Here is a 20791-nt window from a genome sequence, read left to right as displayed (position 1 = left end):
GCCAGTCCCGTCCTGATCGGTGTGATCTAACCCTCAGAGGGAAAGGTTCCCTCCCAGCGATGGGAGGGGTGGCCGGTGACGCGCGGACGGTCCGGTGAGATCGGCCCTCAGGAGCCCCAGGGGGCGCGTCCGGACACGCCGTCCGGCCGGAATTCCGGGCTGGACGCGCCGTCCGGGACATATCGCCTCCAGCTGACCCCGCCGCGCTTCGGGTTCGCCGAGGCGGCGGCCCTCGCGCCCTACCTCAAGGACCTCGGCGTCTCGCACGTCCACCTGTCGCCCGTGCTCCAGGCCGCGCCCGGCTCCACCCACGGATACGACGTCGTCGATCATGGACGGATCTCCGCCGAGCTCGGCGGAGAGGACGCGTTCACCGCGATGGTCGGCCGCTTCCGGTCCCAGGGACTGCGCGTCCTGCTCGGCATCGTCCCGAACCACATGGCGTTCCACGGACCGGCCGTCGAGTCCGTCCTTGCGGACGGCCCGAAATCCCCGTACGCGCACTGGTTCGACGTGGACTGGGACGCCGGCGGCGGACGCCTCGTCCCACCCGGGCAGGGCGAACCGAACTACCGTCGCTTCTTCGACATCTCCGGACTGATCGCGCTCCGCCAGGAGGATCCGGACGTGTTCGACGCCACGCACGCGCTGATCATCCGGCTCGTCCGGGACGGCCTCGTGGACGGCCTCCGCATCGACCACCTCGACGGCCTCACCGACCCGCGCGCCTACCTCCGCCGCCTCTCCGACCGCATCGCCCCAGGACACGACCGCTCCGACCACAACGCTTCCGAACGCGACCCTGAACGCAACGCCTCCGAACGCGGCCCTGAACGCGACACGTCCCGGACGCGCCGCTGGATCCTCGTCGAGAAGATCACCGCGCGCGGCGAGGAGCTGCCCGCCGGATGGGTCTGCGCGGGCACCACCGGCTACGACGCGCTCGGCATGGTCGGCGGGCTCTTCCTTGATCCGGCCGGGGAAAGGGCCCTGACCGAGATCCATGCCCGCCTCACCGGACGATCGACGACCTTCGCCGAGGTCGAGCGGGCGTCACGCCGGCACGCGGCCGAGCACACGCTGCGCCCGGAGGTCGACCGGCTGCACCGCGTCCTCGTCCGGGCCCGTCCCTCCGACGACTCCGGGGCCCTGCGCGACGCGCTCCTCGAACTGCTCGTCGCGATCAAGGTGTACCGCGCGTACGTCGTGCCCGGCGCGGGGCCGTCCGACCAGGCGCTCCGCGTGCTGACCGAGGCGGCGAGGCGCTGCCGCGCGCCGCTCGTCCCGGCCGTCGTCCGCGAGGCGCTGTACGGCGACCCGGAGTTCGTCGTGCGGTTCCAGCAGGTCAGCGCGCCGCTCGCGGCGAAGGGCGTCGAGGACACCGCGTTCTACCGCTGGTCGCGCCTGTCCGCGCTGAACGAGGTCGGCGGCGATCCCGCGCGCTTCGCCGTCGCGCCCGCCGAGTTCCACGCGTTCTGCCGGCGCGTCGCCGCGGACTGGCCGCTGACCATGACGACCCTGTCCACGCACGACACCAAGCGGCAGGAGGACGTCCGGGCGCGGCTCGCCGTCCTCGCCGAGATCCCGGACGCGTGGGAGGCCGCGGTCACCGGCTGGCGCGCGCCGTCGTCCCCGCTGGAACCCGACCTCGAACAGCTGATGTGGCAGACGCTCGTCGGCGCCTGGCCGATCACCGAGGACCGGATGTCCGGCTACCTGCTCAAGGCCATGCGCGAGGCCAAGACCACCACGAACTGGATCACTCCGAACAAAGCCTACGAACAGCAGGTACTCCGTCATCTCCACACCATCCTGGCCTCTCGGATTCCGTACGAGATCGCCCGCTTCGTCGCCCGCATCGAGCCCTGGACGCGCGCGAACGTGCTGGGCCAGAAGATCGTCCAGCTGACCATGCCCGGCGTCCCCGACCTCTACCAGGGCTGTGAGCTGGTCGGACGCGCCCTGGTCGACCCCGACAACCGCCGTCCGGTCGACTTCGGACGCCGCCGCGCCCGTCTCGCCCGCCTCGACGACAACCGCGCCCCTGGCGGCCTCGACGACGAGAAACTGCTGGTCACGTCCCGTGCCCTCCGCCTCCGCCGCGACCGGCCCGCCTGGTTCGCCCCGCCCGGCCCGCACGAGCCGCTGACGGCCGTCGGACCGGCCGCCGACCACGTCGTGGCCTTCCGCCGCGGACGCGCCCTCACCCTCGCCACCCGCCTCCCCGCCACCCTGGAACGGCGCGGCGGCTGGGCCTCCACCCTCCTGGCCCCGCACGACGGGCGATGGCGCGACGTCCTCACCGGGTACGTCCACGAGGGCCCGCAACTCGACCTGGCCGCCGTGCTCGACCGGCTGCCCGTTGCCCTCCTCGTCCCCGAGGGGGCGGTATGACGCGATTCTCCGTCTGGTCCCCGGACGCACGGAAGGTCGCGGTCGCGCTCCTGGAGCCCGGCCCGCGCCGCGTCCAGCCGCTGACCGCCGCCGAGGACGGCTGGTGGACGGCCGAGATCCCCGGCGCCGCCCACGGCACCGACTACGGGTTCCTCCTGGACGACCGCGACGACGTCCTCCCCGACCCGCGCTCGTCCTGGCAGCCGCGCGGGGTCCACGCCCCCGGCCGCGTCTACGACCACTCACGCTTCCGCTGGTCGGACGCCTCATGGCGGGGACGTCCGCTCCCCGGATCCGTCCTCTACGAGCTCCACGTCGGCACGTTCACCCCCGAGGGCACGCTCGACGCCGCCGCCGCGCGCCTCGGCCACCTGGTCGACCTGGGCGTGGACGCCGTGGAGCTGATGCCCGTCGCCGCGTTCTCCGGCGAACGAGGCTGGGGCTACGACGGCGTGTGCCTGTGGGCCGTCCACGAGCCCTACGGAGGCCCGGACGCCCTGAAACGGTTCGTCGACACCGCGCACGCACGAGGAATCGCCGTCGTCCTGGACGTCGTCCACAACCACCTGGGCCCGTCCGGGAACCACCTCAAAGAGTTCGGCCCGTACGTCACCGACGCCTACGCGACCCCCTGGGGCGACGCCATCAATTTCGACCAGGCGGGCTCGGACGGCGTCCGCGCGTTCGTCGTCGAGAACGCCCTCATGTGGCTGCGCGACTTCCACGTGGACGGCCTGCGCCTAGACGCCGTCCACGCCCTCCGCGACCAGCGGGCCGTCCACATCCTGGAGGAGCTGTCGGTCGCCGTGGACGCCCTGGCCGCCCGCCTCGGCCGCGGGACGTTCCTGGTCGCCGAGTCCGACCTGAACGACCCGCGGGTGATCGCCCCGCGCGAGGCGGGCGGCCACGGGCTCACCGCCCAGTGGGACGACGACGTGCACCACGCCCTGCACGCCCTCCTCACCGGCGAACGCCAGGGCTACTACACCGACTTCGGCTCCACCCGCACCCTCGCCAAGGCCCTGACCAGCGCGTTCGTCCACGACGGGAGCTACTCGGCGTTCCGGGGACGCCGTCACGGCCGTCCGGTCGACCGCGCCCGGACCCCGGCCCACCGCTTCGTCGTCTCCCTCCAGAACCACGACCAGGTCGGCAACCGCGCCGCCGGAGACCGCCTCTCCGGCGGCGGCCCGGGCGAGCGAGGACTCCCACTCGAACGGCTCAAGATCGGCGCGGCGTTCCTGCTGCTCGGCCCGTTCACGCCGATGCTGTTCATGGGTGAGGAGTGGGGCGCGTCCACCCCGTGGTGCTACTTCACCGACCACCGGGAGCCCTGGCTCGCCCGCGCGGTCACCGAGGGCCGCCGCCGCGAGTTCGCCGCGCACGGCTGGCAGGGCGAGGTTCCCGATCCACAGGCTGTGGATACCTTCCGCCGCTCCGTCCTCGACTGGGCGGAACCGGCCGCAGGCCAGGGACGCCACCGCGCACTGCTGGACTGGTACCGCGCGCTGATCGCCCTGCGCCGCGCGCATCCCGAGTTCACCGACCCCGACCTGACCCGCGTCCACGTCGAGACGGGCGACACCTGGACGATCATGCGCCGGGGACGCTTCCGCGTGGCCGCCAACCTGGGCGAGGACGTCCTGGATCTCGGCCCCGCCGACCTCCTGCTCACGTCCGGGAAGGCCGGGCCGGACCGGATGGTCAGCGTGTGGGGGACCGGGGTCGCGGTGGTGGCCGATGGTGGCGTTCGCGAGCCGACGTGACGGGCCGCGCGCCGATGCGGCGATGGCGGTCCGACCAGAGCGCCCACGCCGACAAAGCGGTCAGAACCGTGCTCAGGAGCAGAAGTGGCGGATGCGTCAGGCGCTCCCACGCGTCGGCCTCGGCGTCCACCAAAGGTATGCCCCAGGCAATGACATAGGTGACCCCGAGCACATTGGCGACGCCTTCGGCAAGAGCGAACCACCACACCCGATTCCGGGTATCGGCAAGGAATCCGGCGCACCCACCGAACGACATCAGGACCGCAAGGATCAGGCAAACGCCGACATATGGCGCATGCGCGAAACCATCGGGCACCAGCAGGAACTGGACGGTGCCGAGCGACACGAACAGCACCGCGCCGACCGGCCTCGCCACGGCCGGGTCGAGGGGCGGCACGTGCGTATACCTCCGGAGACAAGACGAATGTCTGCATTCGAGGATGTACTACGAGTGGCAAACCGCAGGTCAAGAGCGCGGCGGTAGCCAGGAAACGTTCATGAATGGCCATACGATCGGTTCATGACCTCAGTACTGCTCGCCGAGGACGACACGTCCATCTCCGAGCCTCTCGCCCGCGCGCTGCGGCGCGAGGGCTACACCGTCGAAGTCAGCCCGGACGGCCCGCAGGCCCTGGAGCGGGCCCTCGGCGGAGGCGTCGACCTGATCGTGCTGGACCTCGGCCTGCCCGAGCTGGACGGTCTGGAGGTCGCCCGCCGGGTCCGCGCGGAGGGCCACGGTGTGCCGATCCTGATCCTGACCGCCCGAGCCGACGAGGTCGACACCGTCGTCGGCCTGGACGCCGGGGCCGACGACTACGTGACCAAGCCCTTCCGGCTCGCCGAACTGCTCGCCCGCGTCCGGGCCCTGCTGCGCCGCGGCAGCACCGAGACGCCGATCGTGCAGGGCGTCCGGATCGACGCCGAGTCCCGCCGCGCCTGGATGGGCGACCAGGAGCTCCAGCTCACCACCAAGGAGTTCGACCTGCTCCGCGTCCTGGTCCGGGACGCCGGGAAGGTGGTCACCCGCGAGCAGATCATGCGCGAGGTGTGGGACACCAACTGGTGGGGCTCCACGAAGACCCTCGACATGCACATCTCCTGGCTACGCCGCAAACTCGGCGACGACGCCGGCAGCCCCCGCTACATCACCACCGTGCGGGGCGTCGGCTTCCGGTTCGAACGCGGCGACTGACCGTCCCGCCGTCCGGCACCCGGCCCACCGGCCGGGCCGGCGAGCGGACCGCCAGACCGATCAGCACGCGAAGCGGCCGGCCGATCAGTGCACCTTCCGGCCGACCGACCAGCAGGCCGACCGGGCCGGCAGGAAGACCGACAGGCCGATCGACACGCCGGCCGGCGGGCCGCTCGGCGAGCGGCCCGGCAGGCCGGTCGACGCCCGGACGGGCGGTTCGACCGGCGACCACGCAAGGCACGCACGCCCTGCGGACCGCGCTCGTCGTGATCCGCGCGCGGCGAACCGGCCGTTGCGGGCAGCGTGAACGTCCGACGGTGACGTCCAGGGGCCGCCCGGCACGTCCAGCGGCCACGGCCGCCAGGCACGTCCAGCGGCACGGCCGCCCGGCGCGACCGGTGGCCACGGTCGGCGACGGCGCCCAGTGGCCGCGGCCCGGGGCGGTTCGCCGCCGGTGGTGACGGTCGGTAGGCGTGCGTGGGGTGATCGGGGCCGTGCCGACGGGGACGTCCGGCGGCGGGCCCGTCCGTAGGGGCCGGTCCGGTGCGGGTCCGTGCGGCGTCGATCGGTACGTCACCAGTCATGTCCCAACAGAACAAGCCCGCCGAGCAACCCGCGCAAACGGTGTGAGTCACCACACACCGGCCGTGTGGGTGCGAGCCAGGTGATTTGGGTGGAGCGCGTACGCTGCGTGAGGAACGCTGAGCGCATCCGCCGTCCTCGTGTGCCCCCTGGGGTGCGCGGGGCTTCCCTTGTCATGTCCGACCGTCACGCGCGTCCGCATGCCGCCCGCGCAGCCCGCTCACGCGTGCCGGACACGCCGCCGTCAGGGGCGTGTGAAATCCGTCCGCGTGGTGCGCGGACGCCGTTCGCGCACCACCGTCCGCATCGCCCGGGGGAACGGGGGTCGTCCCCTCCGGCGACGCGGTCGTCGTCCAACCCGTACGGGGGCCGGGCCGTCCCGAGCGGTTCCGGCGCACCGCCTCTCTCCGAGGAGGCCCGATGAGGCGCCGACTGCTCCTGTCGACGCTCGCCGTGGCGATCGTCGCGATTCTGCTTCTCGGCATACCCCTCGCCTACGCCACGAACAAGCTCATCTACGAGGAGGCCCGGCAGTCGCTCGAACGCGAGGCGTCGTCCATCGTCGGCGGCGTCGGCTTCGCCCTGGAGTCCCGCCAGCCGATCACCCGTGACAAGATCGCGCAGGAGTATCCCGGCCGGTACATCGTGATCACCCTGCCGGACAACCGGACCGTGACCGCGGGCACGCCGCCGCGCAACCCGGCCGGCCAGCTCACCGCGACCGCGACCGTGTCCGGCGTGCACGTCCAGGTGTCCCAGCCCGCCCAGCAGGTGCGGGACGAGGCGCTCCGGCAGATGCTGCTGATCGGCAGCCTGGCCGCGCTCGGCGTCGCGGTGACCGTCGGCCTGGCGATGTTCCAGGCCCGCAAGCTCACCCTTCCGCTGGTCGACCTCGCCGAGACGGCCGACCGGCTCGGCACCGGGAACGCCCGCCCGCGCCGCCGCCGGTACGGCATCCCCGAGGTGGACCGGGTCGCCGAGGTCCTCGACAACAGCGCCGTCCGGATCGCCGACCTGCTCGCCGCCAGCCGCGAGTTCGCCTCGGACGCCAGCCACCAGCTGCGCACCCCGCTGACCGCGCTGACCATGCGGCTGGAGGAGATGATCGAGGCCGCCGACTACCCCGACGTCGTCCGCGAGGAGGGCGCGGCGGCCATCGCGCAGACCGAGCGCCTGGTCGCCGTGGTCGAGCAGCTGCTCGCCCGCGCCCGGCACGACCGGACGGGCGGGGCGGTCGCCGCGCCGATCGACCAGATCATCGAGCAGCAGGTCGAGGAGTGGCGGCCGATCTTCCGCCGGGACGGCCGGGACATCCGGATCATCGGCGAGCAGGGCCTGGTCGGCATGACGACGCCGGAGGGCCTCTCCCAGATCGTCGCGACCCTGCTGGACAACTCGCTCGTGCACGGCGACGGCGTCGTCACGATCAACACCAAGCAGGGCGCCGCCTCGGTCGTGGTGGAGATCGGCGACCAGGGCTCGGGCATCCCGGCCGATCTGGAGCCCCGCATCTTCGAGCGGAGCGTCAGCGGCGGCCACGGCACCGGCCTCGGCCTCTACCTGGCGCGGTCCCTGGCGGCGGTGGACGGCGGACGGCTCGAGCTGATCCAGCCGCGTCCGGCGACCTTCGGCATCTTCCTGCGCCAGGCGTCCGAGGCGCGCCTGGCCGAGGAACGCGTGGTCATCGGCCCCGTCTGATCCCGGGACCGCGGATCGGGAGGCCCCGTCGGGGCGCGGGTGACCGTGCCGGAGGGACGTCGGCGACGGTGGGAGTCGGTGGCGGGTGAGGTCAGCGGCGGGTGAACTCGGCGAGGCCCTCGGTCTGCGGGCGGGACGAGGACTCCATCGGCGGGACGTTCTCGTCGCCGGAGGCGGAAGCGGAGGCGGAGGCGTCCTCGTCGTGGGAGGCGGACGCGTCGGGGAGGCCGGTGGCGGGGGTGACCGGCGGGGCGCCCTCGGGCAGGAAGACCCACTTCTTGTAGGCCCAGTAGCGGAACAGGGTCGCCACGCCGGTCCCGATGACCAGGGACGCGTTGTAGGCGATCCAGCCGCGCTGGTCGAGGGCGAACTTGGTGAAGCCCTGGATGAGCCAGGTGATCAGCAGGCCGACGCCGTTGAGGACGAAGAAGGTCACGTACTCGCGGCCCAGGCCGCTCTGCTCGCGGTGCCGGAACGTCCAGTAGCGGTTCGCCACGTAGGCGAAGGTCGCGGCGATCACCGTGCCGACGCCGGTCGAGGTCAGCTCGCCGACGCCGAAACCGACGTGGAGCAGGTTGCCGACGCCCGTGGTGATCACGAACGCGATGGCGCCGATGCTGCCGAACTTCGCGAGTTCGTGCACGATGTGCGCGAACCGTCGGTAGAGACTGGCGACAAAGCTCACGTAGGGGACCCGTCCTTCCGGACCTCGGCTACAGGCGTTGCGGTCGGCGGCGTCAGGGCGGGGGCTCAAGGGCTCCGGCCGGTGCGCGAACCGTCGAGGCATACCGAGGATAGACGCAAGCGACCTCTGTGGCGTCGGAACATGAACGTTTCACCGTACCCACCCAATGCTCGTTCATGCCCCGTGATCGGCGTGATGCACCAGGTTGGACGTACGGATTGCCCAAAGAGTTCGCATACGTCGTTTTCGGTCACGTCCGCGTGTCGCCGGTACTCCCGCCCGATACCCTGCTCTGCGTGAGAGACGCAGCTCAGAGCGGTGCCGCGGGCCGCACCCCCGTGGTCGGCATGGCCGGAGGCGGGCAGCTCGCCCGGATGACCCAGCAGGCCGCGATCGCGCTCGGCGTGTCGCTGCGGGTCCTGGCCGGATCGGCGGACGACTCGGCGGCCCGGGTGACGCCCGGCACGGCCGTCGGGGACGACCGGTCCGAGGCCGACCTGCTGGACTTCGCCGCGGGCTGTGACGTGCTCACCTTCGACCACGAGCACGTCCCCGGCCCGCACATCGCGGCCGTCGAGGCGTCCGGGGTGCCGTGCCGTCCGGGGGCGGACGCCCTCCGGCACGCGCAGGACAAGATGGTCATGCGGGAGCGGCTGAGCGCGCTCGGCGCGCCCTGCCCGGCGTTCGCCGCGATCCCCGACGGCGCGGCCCTCGAGCGGTTCGCCGGCGAGCACGGCCTGCCGCTCGTCCTGAAGGCGACCCGCGGCGGCTACGACGGCAAGGGCGTCTGGGTGATCAAGGACCTGGACGACCCCGTGGTCACCGAGCTGCTGGCGCGCGACGTCCCGCTGATGGCCGAGGAGATGGTCGCCTTCCGGCGCGAGATCGCCGCGCTGGTCGCCCGCTCGCCGTACGGGCAGGGCGCCGCGTACCCGGTGGTCGAGACCGTCCAGGAGGGCGGGATCTGCGTCGAGGTGATCGCGCCCGCGCCCGGCCTGTCCGCCGAGCGCGCCGAGCAGGCGCAGCGCCTCGCCCTGGAGATCGCCGACAAGCTCGGCGTCACCGGGCTGCTGGCGGTCGAGCTGTTCGAGACCGAGGACGGACTGCTGGTCAACGAGCTGGCGATGCGTCCGCACAACTCCGGCCACTGGACGATCGAGGGCGCCCGCACCTCGCAGTTCGAGCAGCACCTGCGCGCTGTCCTGGACCTGCCGCTCGGCTCGACCGAGCCGTCCGCGCGCTGGACGGTCATGGCGAACGTCCTCGGCGGCGACGACCCGGACCTGTACTCCCGGTACTTCCACGTGATGGCGCACGACCCGGGCGTCAAGGTCCACTTCTACGGCAAGCACGTCCGGCCCGGACGCAAGATCGGGCACGTGACCGTCCTCGGCGACGACCTGGCCGACCTGCGGGAACGCGCCCGTCACGCCGCCGACTTCCTGCGCTGGGGCCCCGCCTTCGCCGACCACACCGACCAGGCCGACCGTGCCGAGGAGAACAGCCAATGAGCAGTCCCGTCGTGGGCGTCGTGATGGGCAGCGACTCCGACTGGCCCGTCATGAAGCTCGCCGCCGAGGCCCTGGACGAGTTCGGCATCCCGTTCGAGGCGGACGTCGTGTCCGCGCACCGGATGCCGCACGAGATGATCGCCTACGGCGCGGACGCGGCGTCCCGCGGGCTGAAGGTGATCATCGCGGGGGCCGGCGGGGCCGCGCACCTGCCCGGCATGCTGGCGTCGGTCACGCCGCTGCCGGTGATCGGCGTCCCGGTGCCGCTGAAGTACCTGGACGGCATGGACTCGCTGCTGTCGATCGTCCAGATGCCCGCCGGGGTCCCGGTCGCGACCGTCGCCGTCGGCGCGGCCCGCAACGCCGGGCTGCTGGCCGCCCGCGTCCTCGCCGCGAACGACGAGGGGCTGCGGGCGAAGATGGAGGCGTTCCAGCAGGAGCTCAAGGCCCAGGCGCAGGCCAAGGGGGCCCGCCTCCGCGAGTCCCTCTGACTCCTGGCGCCGCCTCCGCCGGAGGTCAGCGCTTGAGGAGGTCGATCACGCCGGTGGTGCCCTCGGCGCCGCCGCCCTCGGCGAGGCGGCGCTCCATCAGCGCCATGAACGGGGCGATGAGCTCGGCGCTGACGCCCTGGTCCTCGGCGGTCCGCAGCAGCGTCCCGTTGGCCTGGACCATCATCGCCAGGTTGGACGTCACGCCGAGCGTGTAGTCGCCCGCCTCGAGCTGCGCGGCCGCGCCGTGCGCGTACCCGGTCATGCCGGTCAGGAACTCGACCAGCGGCGCCGCGAACCGCGTCGGCGGGACATCGGTGTCGCGCATGAGCGCGAACGCGTGCGAGATGCCCGCGAACAGGCCGGTCATCGCGCTCAGCAGCGCCACGTCGTGCAGCGACGCCGAGCCGGGGTCCTCGCCGGTGTACCGGGTCGCGGCCGGGACGGCCAGCGCCTCCCGGTGCGTCTCGTACAGCGCCCCGGACCCGCTGTAGAACACGTACGCCCCGGACTCCGGGACGCCGATCATCGGCGGGACGGCCATGATCCCGCCGTCGAGGTAGGAGGCGCCCCGCCGGGCGGCCCAGGCGGCGCGTCCGCGGGCCTCCTCGGGGGTGCCGGTGGTGATGTTGACCAGGTCCTTCCCGGTGAGGTCGGCGGTGGCGAGGGCCTCGCCGACGGACGCGTCGTCCAGCAGGCAGACGACGACGAGGGGGCTCGCGGCGACGGCCTCGGCGGCGGACGCGGCGACCGTGGCGCCCTCGGCGGCGAGCGGCTCGGCGCGGCTCGCGGTGCGGTTCCACACGGTCAGGTCGTATCCGGCGGCGAGCCAGGTGCGGGCGATGGCCGTCCCCATCGCGCCGAGGCCCAGCAGGGTGATCTTCTTGGTGTCGGTGCTCATGCCGTCCAGCGTGGCGGTTCGTTCGCAATACGAACAGTACGCACTTCAAGGTGCGTGGTTACCCTGGCGTTAGTGACCTGATGGGGCCTGATGGGGAGGACGGCGGGATGCGCGTGCTGGGTCGGCCGGGTGCGTTCCACTGCGGAGTGGACGCGGCGATGGACGTCGTCGGAGGCAAGTGGAAGGTGTCCATCCTGTGGGCGCTGGGCGAGCGGACGCACCGCTTCGGCGAACTGCGCCGGGCGCTGCCGGGAGTGACCGAGAAGGTGCTGGCCGCGCAGCTGCGCGAACTCGTCGAGGACGGCATCGTCCACCGCGAGGTCCTGGACGAGGTGCCGCCGCGCGTCGAGTACTCCCTGACCGAGCGCGGCGCGTCCCTCAACGCCGCCCTGGCGCCACTGGGCGCCTGGGGGAGCGAGCACATCCTCGGACGGCGGCCCGCGACCGCCGCCAGCGGCCTGTAGGCGAGCGCCGTCAGCGGCGGCGGAAGAGACCGCGCCGCTTGTTGGCGGCCGGTTCGGCCTCACCGTCGGCCAGCAGCAGCGCGGCGGTCGACCGCAGGAACGTCCCCGGGTCGGTGGCCATGTCCGTCAGGTGCAGGTGGTGGCCCTCGGGCGTCCACTCGCCGAGGATCGCGCCCGGCTCGTGCGTGATCGGGTCGACCGCGTACTCCAGCGTGAAGAAGCGCGTCGTCGCCGACCCCGCGGGCTGGACGATCATCGCGAAGTACGCCTCGGCCGCCGCGACCGGCTCGGGCAGCGTGACCAGGATCAGCCGGTTCCCGTTCAGCTCGATGAGGTTCCCGCGCAGCCCCTCCGGCGGCACGCGCTCCCCGGCGGGCAGGTCGTCGCCGACGTCCCCCCAGGTCTTCACCAGCATGTCGGTGAGGTCGCCGGGCGGCGTGGTCGCGAGCAGCGCCGGCCCGTGCTCCTCCGACACCTGCCGCAGCACCGTGTGGACGAAGTGGTAGTGGTGCTTGCGGAAGCCCACCGGGTCGTCCACGGGCTCGGGGATGTCGCCGAGCATCGCGCGGAACGCGTCGGGGAAGTCGAACGTGAGCGAGCGGCCGTTGATCTCGGTGAGCTGCGCGGACTCGCCGTCCCGCCACCAGTAGACGTGCGGGCTGAGCCGGGTCTCGGACGCGCTGAACAGCGCGGCGGTGTCCTCGGCCATCGCGGCGAGCGCGGTCAGGACCGTCCCGCCGCTGATCGGGTGCAGCAGGATGTGGAACTTGTCCGGAATGCTGAACAGTGCGCCGTCGTCCGGGACGTCCTGCCCGGTCAGCTGCCGCGCCACGGCGTCCAGGACGAGGACGCGGCTCGCCGTGAACGCGTTCGGCCCGGTCAGGACGTGGTAGGTGCCGCCCTTGTCGGCGTGCACGACCTCGTGCTTGCCGACCGGCAGCTCGCGGAGGTTCCGGAAGGCGAGCTCGAGCTGCTCCTCCGGCCCGCCGAGCGCGTTCAGGGCCCCCTCGTCCAGCCCGGCGTCGCCGTCCACCGCGATGACCATGTGCAGGCCGGGCAGCACCTCGGGGACGCTCTCGGGCGGGTCGTACAGCTCGTCGGCCGGGAGCAGAAGCCCGTAGAGCCTGCCGCGCAGCCCGTCCTCCGCCATCCTGCCCCGCCTTCCGTCGCGCCGCCCATGATCAGTATGCGCCCATTATCCGGCGGACCGATGTAGTTTCTCCCGCACCTCCCGACCCGAAAGGCGCCCTCATGGCAGGCAAGTACCGCATCCCCGCGGGGGACACGCGGCTCCACGCGCGGCACACCCCCGGCCCGGACCCCACGCTCGTCCTCGTCAACGGCGGCTTCACGACGCGGCGGTACTGGAAGCCCGTCCTCACCCTGCTGGACGGCGCGCACGCCACCGTCACCTTCGACGCCCGGGGCCGCGGACGCTCCGGAACCTCGTCCGACTACTCGCTCGCGACCGCCGTCGACGACCTCGGCCGCGTGATCCAGGCGACGGGCGCGACGCGTCCGGTGCTGGTCGGCTGGTCGTACGGCGCGTCCGTCGCCGTCCGGTACGCGCTCGCGCACGCCGACTCGATCCGTGGGGTCGTCCTCGTGGACGGCGCCTTCCCCATCACGATGTTCGACGACGCGGCCCGCGAACGCGTCCGCGCCCGGTTCACCGAAGGCGGCCTGGCGCTGCGCCTGAGCGCCCTTCTCGGCAACGGCCTCCGGATGGCCCCCGCCGAGGCGGCCGAGGTCAGCATCGAGCTGGACGCGTCGAACGGCGACCTCGACTACGCGTCCCTGCGCGTCCCGGCGTCGTTCGTCATGGCCAGCGGCCCGCACGCCGGCTCGTCCGTGGAGGACGCCGCCCGCCGCCGCGCCGCCGTCACCCTCGCCCTCGACGCGAACGACCTGGTCAACGTGCACGGGACGTCGGAGGCCGACCACGTCGGCGTCCTGACCGCCGACCCGGGCCTGATCATCGGGGCCGCGCGGGACGTCATCGCCCGCTCGGCGTCCTGACGGTCAGCGGCGCAGCGCCCACTCGACGCCGGGGCACCGGTCCATGACCACGTCCAGCCCGGCGTCCCGGGCGCGGCGCGCGGCGTCCTCGTCGACGACGTCCAGCGGCATCCACACCGCCTTCGCCCCGGCGGCGATCGCCTCGTCCACCACGGCCCCGGCCTGGTCGGCGCGCCGGTAGATCCCGACCACGTCGATCTCGCCCGGCACCTCGGCGAGCGACGCGTACCCGCGCTCCCCGAGCACCTCCCGCGCCGCCGGATGCACCGGCACGATCCGCTTGCCGCGCCCCTGGAGCAACCGCGCCTGCGCGTACGCGTCCCGCTCCGGATTGTCCCCGAGCCCCACGAACGCCCACGTCCGCGACTCGTGCAACAACCTCTTGATCACCCGCTGATCCCCGAACTCCGCACTCATGCCCCCCACAACCCCGCCACCCCCCCAACCCTTCCCGGCCGGTGAGGGGCGCGCCGCGTCAGCGGTCGGTGGTGGGGACGGTGAGGAGGTCGCCGGGTTGGCAGTGGAGGGCCTCGCAGAGGCGGGTGAGGGTGGAGAAGCGGATCGCCCGCGCGCGGCCGTTCTTGAGCACCGACAGGTTCACCACCGAGACGCCGACCAGTTCGGAGAGCTGCGTCAGGGTCATGCCGCGCGCCTCCAGCAGCGCGTCGAGGCGGACCTCGACGGCGTGCTCGTCGCCGCTCACACCGTTCCCTCCAGGTCCTCGCGCATCCGCACACCCGCCCGCAGGATCCCGGCCACGGCCAGCAGGCCCACGCCCGTGATGATCAGGCTCAGCTGGAAGTCGATCATACTGAGCGGCGAGAGCCCGTGGTCCTTGTACATTGCGGAGATCAGCGCCCGCCGCGCGCCCTCCTCGGCCGACTTGGCGACGACGCCGCCGACGGCGAGCCACCAGCCGAGGAACTGAAGCCGCCGGACGTTCCCCAGGTGGAACGGGCCGACCCTCCTGGCGTGCCGCACGAGCCGCCAGAGCAACAGGATCGCGGTGAAGTAGAGGACGAAGGTGGGCAGCATGGTCGCCACGTTCAGGGCCTTGAAGCTGAGCGGCGCGTTGTTGACGCAGAGGCTCAGGCCGCTGTTGCTCGCCGCCACGCCCGGTTTGAACAGCGACGGCATGCGGTCCTCGCCGCTGCCGACCGAGATCGAGTCGTCCCGGACGCAGATGTCGCGCTCGCCGAAGCCGAACATGCTGCCGGAGCCGAACGCCGTCGTGAGCGCGGAGAACAGGAGGAACGCGATCATGAGCTTGACCAGGAGGTCCAGTGTCACGTCGAGTGGGGTGAGGGGGTTGTGCCGGGGGCTGCGGCGGACGGGGGCGGCGGTCACGGAGGCTCCATATCGAAAGTCGTTGCTATCGATATTCGATAACAACGACTTTCGATATGTCAACCCCGGGATCAGGGACGGCCGAGGGCGCGGTAGTTCCAGCCGGCGGCGCGCCAGTGGTCGGGGTCGAGGGCGTTGCGGCCGTCGACGATGTTCTTCTCGGCGACGACCTCGGCGAGGGCGTGCGGGTCCATCTCGCGGAACTCCGCCCACTCGGTGAGCAGCAGGACGACGTGGGCGCCGCGGGCGGCGTCGAGGGCCGACGAGCCGAAGTCCAGCGTCGGCTGGGCGCGGCGGGCGTTCGCCATCGCCTGCGGGTCGTGGACGGTGACGCGCGCGCCCTGGCCGCGGATGGACGCGGCGACGTCCAGGGCGGGCGAGTCGCGGACGTCGTCGGAGTTCGGCTTGAAGGCCGCGCCGAGGACGCCGACCGTCCGGCCGATGAAGGAGCCGCCGAGCAGCTCGCGGGCCAGGTCGACCATGCGGATCCGGCGGCGGATGTTGATCTCGTCGACCTCGCGCAGGAAGGTGAGGGCCTGGTCGGCGCCGAGCTCGCCCGCGCGGGCCATGAAGGCGCGGATGTCCTTAGGCAGGCAGCCGCCGCCGAAGCCGAGGCCGGGGCCGAGGAACTTGCCGCCGATGCGGTCGTCGTGGGACAGCGCCTCGGAGAGCTTGGTCACGTCGGCGTGCGCGGCCTCACAGACCTCGGCCATCGCGTTGATGAACGAGATCTTCGTCGCGAGGAACGCGTTCGCGGCGACCTTGACCAGCTCGGACGTCGGGTAGTCGGCGACGATGAACGGGGTCCCCTCGCCGATCATCGAGGCGTAGACCTCGCGCAGCGTCTTCTCGGCCAGCGTCGCGGCCTCGGCGTCGGACGGCAGCCCGACCACGATCCGGTCCGGGTGCAGGGTGTCCTGGACGGCGAAGCCCTCGCGCAGGAACTCGGGGTTCCAGGCGAGCGTGGCGTCGGCCCCGACGGGCGCGGCGGCGGCCAGGCGCCGGGCGAGCCGCGCGGCCGTCCCCACGGGGACGGTCGACTTGCCCACGACGAGGCAGGGCCGGTGGAGGTGGGGCGCCAGCGCGTCGATCGCGGCGTCCACGTAGGCGAGGTCGGCCGCGTACTCGCCTTGTTTCTGCGGGGTGCCGACGCAGACGAAGTGGACGTCCCCGAACTCGGCCGCCTCCTCGAACGAGGTCGTGAAGCGCAGCCGTCCGGACTCGAGGTTGCGGCGCAGGACCGGTTCGAGGCCCGGTTCGTAGAAGGGCAGATCCCCGGCGGCGAGCCGGGCGATCTTCTCCCGGTCCACGTCCAGGCCGATGACCTCGAACCCGAGGTCGGCCATACAGGCCGCGTGCGTCGCGCCCAGGTAGCCCGTCCCGATCACGGTCAGGCGGTGCGTCAAAGCCCTTCCTCCTTCTTGTCCGTCCCCGGAGGTGTTGCCGCCTCCCTGTGAGACCTGCCCGCTCACGTGCGGGGTCCCGGAACCGGACGGGAAGTGTACCGGCGGGTAGCATTCGCGCTATGAGTGCCGACTTTCCCGCGTACGCGCCGTCGGAGGAGCACGACATGCTCCGGCAGACGGTCCGCGAACTCGCCGATGCCAAGATCGCCCCGTTCGCCGCGGCGGTCGACGAGGAGTCCCGCTTCCCCCAGGAGGCCCTGGACGCGCTGGTGCAGAACGACCTGCACGCGGTGCACGTCCCGGAGAGCTACGGGGGCGCCGGGGCCGACGCCCTGGCCACCGTGATCGTCATCGAGGAGGTCGCACGCGCGTGTGCCTCCTCCTCGCTGATCCCGGCGGTGAACAAGCTCGGCACGGTTCCGGTCCTGTTGTCCGGCTCCGAAGAGCTGAAGAGAAAGTATCTGACTCCGGTGGCCAAGGGCGAGGCCATGTTCTCCTACGCCCTGTCGGAGGCCGACGCGGGGTCGGACGCGGCGGGCATGAAGACCCGCGCGGTGCGGGACGGCGACCACTACGTCCTCAACGGCGCCAAGATGTGGATCACCAACGCCGGTGTGTCGGAGTACTACACGGTCATGGCCGTGACCGACCCGGAGAAGGGCGCCCGCGGCATCACGGCGTTCGTCGTGGAGAAGTCCGACGAGGGCGTCTCCTTCGCGCCGAAGGAGAAGAAGCTCGGCATCAAGGGCTCCCCGACCCGCCAGGTCATCCTGGAGAACGTCCGGATCCCCGCGGACCGCATGATCGGCGCCGAGGGCACCGGCTTCAAGACCGCCCTGGCCACCCTGGACCACACCCGCATCACCATCGCGGCCCAGGCCCTCGGCATCGCCCAGGGCGCCCTCGACTACGCCGTCGGCTACGTCAAGGAGCGCAAGCAGTTCGGCAAGCCCATCGGCGACTTCCAGGGCGTCCAGTTCATGCTGGCCGACATGGCGATGCGCCTCGAGGGAGCCCGCCAGCTCACCTACCACGCGGCGATCAAGTCCGAGCGCGCCATGCACGGCGAGAAGATCCCGGACCTGACCTTCGTCTCGTCCGCGTGCAAGTGCCTCGCCTCGGACGTCGCGATGGACATCACCGTCGACGCCGTCCAGCTCCTCGGCGGCTACGGCTACACCCGCGAGTTCCCGGTCGAGCGCATGATGCGCGACGCGAAGATCACCCAGATCTACGAGGGCACCAACCAGATCCAGCGCATGGTCATGGCCCGCCAGCTCCTCAAGTAGGACCCGGTCAGGCAGGAAGGCGCCCCGCTCCATGGTTCGGAGCGGGGCGCCTTCGCTACCTGCAGAGCTTGTCGCTGGCCGTCTTCGCCTCGACGTGGGGGGCGGAGCCGGACGGGGAGCCCGTCGCGGACGGGGTGGACGACGGGGTGACGTGGACCTTCTTCGCCCCGCTCCAGTCGTCGCCCACCAGGACCTGGATCCGGGAGCCCAGGCCGTCGACCTGCTTGAGCTTCGCGCCCGGGAGGGACGCGGCGAGGGTCTTGGCGGAGTCGGCGCGTCCCGGGCCGTACTGGATCAGGGTCGTGGTGCGGCCGCGCTCGGCGATGCCCGGGACGACCGTGACCTGGAAGCCGACGTCCCGCAGGTCGCCGCCGGCGCGGGCCGCCAGGCGCGGGGTGCCGACCGCGTTCAGGACGCGGACCTGGATGTCCTTCGGCGCGACGGTCGGGGCGTCCGGGTCGGGCGTCGGCGTCGCGGTCGGCCCGGTCGGCCCGGTCGCGGACGGCTTCGGGTCCGGCTCGTTCAGCGCCTCGTCGCGCCGGATCCGGGAGAACAGGTCGCCCGCGGCCGACTTGTCCCACAGGACGGTCGACTGCGGCTGCGCCGCGTTCCACAGGACGGTGTTGAACCCCTGGTTGGACAGCGGGACCTTCGCGAAGGTGACGTGGTCGGTGGACACGCCCTTCATCTGGTCGGCGAGTTTCGGCAGGTCCTTGCCGAGTTTCTTGTCGACGCGCAGCGAGTGCAGCGCCGCGCCGAGGAACTTCGCCGACTTCACCGGGTCGCTCAGCGTCCGGCTGCTGAGCGCCTGCTTCATCAGGGACGAGACGAACGCCTGCTGCCGGTCGATGCGGCCGATGTCGGAGCCGTCCCCGAGGGTGTAGCGGGCCCGCGAGTACGCCAGCGCCTGGAGGCCGTCCACGTGGGACTTCCCGGCGGGGAGCTGGAGCCCGGACTTCGGGTCGTTGACGGCCTGCTCGGTGCAGACGTCCACGCCGCCGAGCGAGTCGACCATGTTCACGAAGCCGTAGAAGTTGACCTCGACGTAGTGGTCGATCGGGACGTTGGTGGCCTCCTTGATCGTCGCCACCGTCAGGTCCGGGCCGCCGAACTGGTACGCCCAGGTCAGCTTGCCGTAGCGGGCGGGGACCTCGGCGCCCTTGGCGCCCTCCGACCCGTTCGACTTGTGGGAGGGGATGAGCACGTAGGAGTCGCGCGGCAGGCTGACCACGCTGATCTTGTCGTGGTCCCGGTTCACGTGGACGAGCATCATCGTGTCGGACCGCTCGCCGGGCTCGTGCCCCAGCTTGGCCCGGCGCTGCTGCTCCCGGGTGAGGCCGTCGCGGCGGTCGACGCCCGCGACCAGGATGGTCATCGCGCCCTTCGGCGCGTCCTTGGCGCCGCCGAGCCCGCCGACCGAGACCTTGTCGATCGTCCCGGTCACATAGCTCTGGAACGCCCATGCGCCACCGGCCGTGAGCAGCACGAACGCCGACATCGTCCCGGTGATCGCCAGGAACCGGCGCTGCCGCCGGGCGCTCATCACCGCCCGCGGTCCGAGCCCGGGGTCGCCGCCCCGGTCCGGATGGCGCGGTCCGCGCGGCGTGTCCACGGTGACCCGCGGCGCGGGCACCCCGTCCACCGTGACCCCGTCGATCTCCCCGTCCTCGGCGGCCGGGGACCCGCCGGGAACCCCGCCCGGCCGTGGCCGGAAGTACCGCTCCAGCGGGTCGTCGCCCCCCCGGGGACCCCCGCGGGAGCCCCCGCGGTTCGAGTCGTGCCCGTCCGTCATGCTGGCCGCCGCCTCCTGAACACCCCGTGCCGACGCGAGTTCGCACCACTCTAAAGTGGACGGGAGCGAATCGTTCGCTACCTGTCCCTCGTGTCCTTCCAGTAACGTGGCGCCGACTTGACCCGCCTTGACCGATCCCAGGACCAGATGAACCCGTCTTCGCACACTCAGAGCGACCTGCAGGACGTCCGTTCCGCTCAGCACACCGAACGCACCTGGCCTGCGGTGTCGGTGGTCATGCCGGTGCTGAACGAGGAACGTCACCTCGACGACGCCGTCCGCCACACGCTGACCCAGGACTACCCCGGTGAGCTGGAGCTGGTGCTCGCGATCGGGCCGTCCCGCGACCGGACCGAGGAGATCGCGCGCGAGCTCGCGGCCTCCGACCAGCGGATCCGGGTCGTGGCGAACCCCACCGGGCGGACGCCGCAGGGCCTGAACATCGCGATCCGCGCGTCGCAGTACTCGATCATCGTCCGGGTGGACGGTCACTCGCTGCTGCCGCCGGACTACGTCCGGGCCGCCGTCGAGACGATGGAGCAGACCGGGGCGGACAACGTCGGCGGGATCATGGCCGCCGAGGGCGTCACGCCGTTCGAGAAGGCCGTGGCGCGGGCGATGACCTCCAAGCTGGGGGTCGGGAACGCGCGGTTCCACACCGGCGGCCAGCCGGGCGAGGTCGAGACCGTGTACCTCGGGACGTTCCGGCGCAGCGCGCTGGAGCGGGTCGGGTTCTACGACGAGACGTTCGTCCGGGCGCAGGACTGGGAGATGAACCACCGGATCCGGCAGACCGGGGGACGGATCTTCTTCACCCCGCGGATGAAGGTGACCTACCGGCCGCGGCCGAACCTGCGGGCGCTGGCCAAGCAGTACTACCACACGGGCCGCTGGCGCCGGGTGGTCGGCCGGGAGCACCAGGGCACGCTGAACCTGCGCTACCTCGCGCCGCCGCTGGCGGTCGTGGCGATGGTCGTGGGCGTCGTGGCCGGGGCGTTCGGGTTCTGGCCGGGGTGGATCCTGCCCGGCGGGTACGCGCTGGCGATGATCGCCGGGGCGGCCGTGGAGGGCCGCGGGATGCCGTTCTCCGCCTGGCTCCGGCTGCCGCTGGTGTTCGCCACCATGCACGTGTCGTGGGGCGTCGGCTTCCTCACCAGCCCTCCCGGACTGGGACAGCCCAAACCGAACAAATCCTGACAATTATCTCTATCCGGACTGTGATCTTGAGCCTCCGGGGGCTAGGTTGACCGACCAAGC

Annotated in this window: 19 protein-coding genes; 10 read left to right on the top strand and 9 right to left on the bottom strand. The window is 72.2% G+C overall.

Annotated features, from left to right (window positions below):
- Positions 1-75 precede the first annotated feature (75 nt).
- Both treY and treZ read left to right on the top strand, forming a co-directional pair.
- A complete protein-coding gene (treY, locus tag EBO15_RS05230; protein ID WP_233615968.1) occupies positions 76-2394 on the top strand; it encodes a malto-oligosyltrehalose synthase in 2319 nt (772 codons plus the stop codon).
- Positions 2391-4160, top strand: a complete 1770-nt coding sequence (treZ, locus tag EBO15_RS05225) for a malto-oligosyltrehalose trehalohydrolase (RefSeq protein ID WP_122193147.1) — start codon at positions 2391-2393, stop codon at positions 4158-4160. Before treY ends, treZ begins: the two co-directional genes overlap by 4 nt.
- Here treZ and EBO15_RS05220 read toward each other — a convergent pair.
- On the bottom strand, positions 4099-4557 hold the full coding sequence (locus tag EBO15_RS05220; RefSeq protein ID WP_122193146.1) for a hypothetical protein: 459 nt from the start codon (positions 4555-4557) through the stop codon (positions 4099-4101). The two genes, treZ and EBO15_RS05220, sit on opposite strands and share 62 nt — an antisense overlap.
- Before the next feature lie 123 nt (positions 4558-4680).
- Between EBO15_RS05220 and EBO15_RS05215 the strand changes: the two genes are divergently transcribed.
- Together EBO15_RS05215 and EBO15_RS05210 are read left to right on the top strand one after the other, a co-directional pair.
- A complete protein-coding gene (locus EBO15_RS05215; RefSeq protein ID WP_019629095.1) occupies positions 4681-5352 on the top strand; it encodes a response regulator transcription factor in 672 nt (223 codons plus the stop codon).
- 1002 nt (positions 5353-6354) lie between these two features.
- Positions 6355-7632: an ATP-binding protein gene (locus EBO15_RS05210; RefSeq protein ID WP_122193145.1), complete on the top strand. Its 1278-nt coding sequence runs from the start codon at positions 6355-6357 to the stop codon at positions 7630-7632.
- Between the two features lie 91 nt (positions 7633-7723).
- Here EBO15_RS05210 and EBO15_RS05205 read toward each other — a convergent pair whose 3' ends face one another.
- The gene (locus EBO15_RS05205) at positions 7724-8317 is read right to left on the bottom strand and encodes a GtrA family protein (RefSeq protein WP_233615966.1); all 594 of its coding nucleotides are present in this window, start codon (positions 8315-8317) and stop codon (positions 7724-7726) included.
- 296 nt (positions 8318-8613) lie between these two features.
- Here EBO15_RS05205 and EBO15_RS05200 point away from each other — a divergent pair, with 296 nt between their 5' ends.
- Both EBO15_RS05200 and purE read left to right on the top strand, forming a co-directional pair.
- On the top strand, positions 8614-9828 hold the full coding sequence (locus tag EBO15_RS05200; protein ID WP_267898380.1) for a 5-(carboxyamino)imidazole ribonucleotide synthase: 1215 nt from the start codon (positions 8614-8616) through the stop codon (positions 9826-9828).
- Positions 9825-10319, top strand: coding sequence for a 5-(carboxyamino)imidazole ribonucleotide mutase (gene purE / locus EBO15_RS05195; protein WP_122193142.1), 495 nt, complete (start codon positions 9825-9827; stop codon positions 10317-10319). Before EBO15_RS05200 ends, purE begins: the two co-directional genes overlap by 4 nt.
- A 25-nt stretch (positions 10320-10344) precedes the next feature.
- Here purE and EBO15_RS05190 read toward each other — a convergent pair whose 3' ends face one another.
- Entirely contained in the window at positions 10345-11217 is an 873-nt protein-coding gene (locus EBO15_RS05190; RefSeq protein ID WP_122193141.1) for an NAD(P)-dependent oxidoreductase, read from the bottom strand.
- Between the two features lie 107 nt (positions 11218-11324).
- On the opposite strand from EBO15_RS05190, the gene EBO15_RS05185 reads away from it, so the two are divergent.
- Complete coding sequence (locus EBO15_RS05185; RefSeq protein ID WP_122193140.1) at positions 11325-11681, top strand: winged helix-turn-helix transcriptional regulator; 357 nt, start codon at positions 11325-11327, stop codon at positions 11679-11681.
- Positions 11682-11691: 10 nt separating this feature from the next.
- Here EBO15_RS05185 and EBO15_RS05180 read toward each other — a convergent pair whose 3' ends face one another.
- Complete coding sequence (locus EBO15_RS05180) at positions 11692-12831, bottom strand: hypothetical protein (RefSeq protein ID WP_122193139.1); 1140 nt, start codon at positions 12829-12831, stop codon at positions 11692-11694.
- A 101-nt stretch (positions 12832-12932) separates the two neighbouring features.
- Here EBO15_RS05180 and EBO15_RS05175 point away from each other — a divergent pair, with 101 nt between their 5' ends.
- Positions 12933-13700 (top strand): alpha/beta hydrolase, encoded by a 768-nt coding sequence (locus EBO15_RS05175; RefSeq protein ID WP_122193138.1) that lies wholly within the window; start codon positions 12933-12935, stop codon positions 13698-13700.
- 3 nt (positions 13701-13703) lie between these two features.
- On the opposite strand, the gene EBO15_RS05170 is transcribed toward EBO15_RS05175, so the two are convergent.
- From EBO15_RS05170 to EBO15_RS05155, 4 genes are all read right to left on the bottom strand, one after another.
- Positions 13704-14117 carry a CoA-binding protein gene (locus EBO15_RS05170; protein ID WP_122193137.1) on the bottom strand — a complete coding sequence of 138 codons (414 nt, stop codon included), beginning with the start codon at positions 14115-14117 and terminating at the stop codon, positions 13704-13706.
- A gap of 58 nt (positions 14118-14175) precedes the next feature.
- A complete protein-coding gene (locus tag EBO15_RS05165; RefSeq protein WP_122193136.1) occupies positions 14176-14403 on the bottom strand; it encodes a helix-turn-helix domain-containing protein in 228 nt (75 codons plus the stop codon).
- Positions 14400-15047 (bottom strand): DUF2975 domain-containing protein, encoded by a 648-nt coding sequence (locus EBO15_RS05160; protein ID WP_122193135.1) that lies wholly within the window; start codon positions 15045-15047, stop codon positions 14400-14402. Before EBO15_RS05160 ends, EBO15_RS05165 begins: the two co-directional genes overlap by 4 nt.
- Positions 15048-15118: 71 nt before the next feature.
- Complete coding sequence (locus EBO15_RS05155; protein WP_233615982.1) at positions 15119-16393, bottom strand: UDP-glucose dehydrogenase family protein; 1275 nt, start codon at positions 16391-16393, stop codon at positions 15119-15121.
- Between the two features lie 179 nt (positions 16394-16572).
- Between EBO15_RS05155 and EBO15_RS05150 the strand changes: the two genes are divergently transcribed.
- The gene (locus EBO15_RS05150) at positions 16573-17742 is read left to right on the top strand and encodes an acyl-CoA dehydrogenase (protein WP_122193133.1); all 1170 of its coding nucleotides are present in this window, start codon (positions 16573-16575) and stop codon (positions 17740-17742) included.
- A gap of 55 nt (positions 17743-17797) precedes the next feature.
- Here EBO15_RS05150 and EBO15_RS05145 read toward each other — a convergent pair whose 3' ends face one another.
- The gene (locus EBO15_RS05145; RefSeq protein WP_122193132.1) at positions 17798-19534 is read right to left on the bottom strand and encodes an LCP family protein; all 1737 of its coding nucleotides are present in this window, start codon (positions 19532-19534) and stop codon (positions 17798-17800) included.
- Between the two features lie 147 nt (positions 19535-19681).
- Between EBO15_RS05145 and EBO15_RS05140 the strand changes: the two genes are divergently transcribed.
- Positions 19682-20731: a glycosyltransferase family 2 protein gene (locus EBO15_RS05140; RefSeq protein WP_122193131.1), complete on the top strand. Its 1050-nt coding sequence runs from the start codon at positions 19682-19684 to the stop codon at positions 20729-20731.
- Positions 20732-20791 lie beyond the last annotated feature (60 nt).

The organism is Actinomadura harenae (assembly GCF_003696215.1).
Classification (GTDB): Bacteria; Actinomycetota; Actinomycetes; order Streptosporangiales; family Streptosporangiaceae; genus Spirillospora; species Spirillospora harenae.
Note: the sequence above shows the minus strand (reverse complement) of the source record. Positions and strands in the feature narration are given on the sequence as shown.

Coding starts and splice junctions, on each gene's coding strand:
- treZ (WP_122193147.1), top strand. CDS start 2,391: ATGACGCGATTCTCCGTCTGGTCCCCGGACGCACGGAAGGTCGCGGTC.
- EBO15_RS05215 (WP_019629095.1), top strand. CDS start 4,681: ATGACCTCAGTACTGCTCGCCGAGGACGACACGTCCATCTCCGAGCCT.
- EBO15_RS05210 (WP_122193145.1), top strand. CDS start 6,355: ATGAGGCGCCGACTGCTCCTGTCGACGCTCGCCGTGGCGATCGTCGCG.
- purE (WP_122193142.1), top strand. CDS start 9,825: ATGAGCAGTCCCGTCGTGGGCGTCGTGATGGGCAGCGACTCCGACTGG.
- EBO15_RS05190 (WP_122193141.1), bottom strand. CDS start 11,217: ATGAGCACCGACACCAAGAAGATCACCCTGCTGGGCCTCGGCGCGATG.
- EBO15_RS05185 (WP_122193140.1), top strand. CDS start 11,325: ATGCGCGTGCTGGGTCGGCCGGGTGCGTTCCACTGCGGAGTGGACGCG.
- EBO15_RS05180 (WP_122193139.1), bottom strand. CDS start 12,831: ATGGCGGAGGACGGGCTGCGCGGCAGGCTCTACGGGCTTCTGCTCCCG.
- EBO15_RS05175 (WP_122193138.1), top strand. CDS start 12,933: ATGGCAGGCAAGTACCGCATCCCCGCGGGGGACACGCGGCTCCACGCG.
- EBO15_RS05170 (WP_122193137.1), bottom strand. CDS start 14,117: ATGAGTGCGGAGTTCGGGGATCAGCGGGTGATCAAGAGGTTGTTGCAC.
- EBO15_RS05155 (WP_233615982.1), bottom strand. CDS start 16,393: ATGGCCGACCTCGGGTTCGAGGTCATCGGCCTGGACGTGGACCGGGAG.
- EBO15_RS05150 (WP_122193133.1), top strand. CDS start 16,573: ATGAGTGCCGACTTTCCCGCGTACGCGCCGTCGGAGGAGCACGACATG.
- EBO15_RS05145 (WP_122193132.1), bottom strand. CDS start 19,534: ATGACGGACGGGCACGACTCGAACCGCGGGGGCTCCCGCGGGGGTCCC.
- EBO15_RS05140 (WP_122193131.1), top strand. CDS start 19,682: ATGAACCCGTCTTCGCACACTCAGAGCGACCTGCAGGACGTCCGTTCC.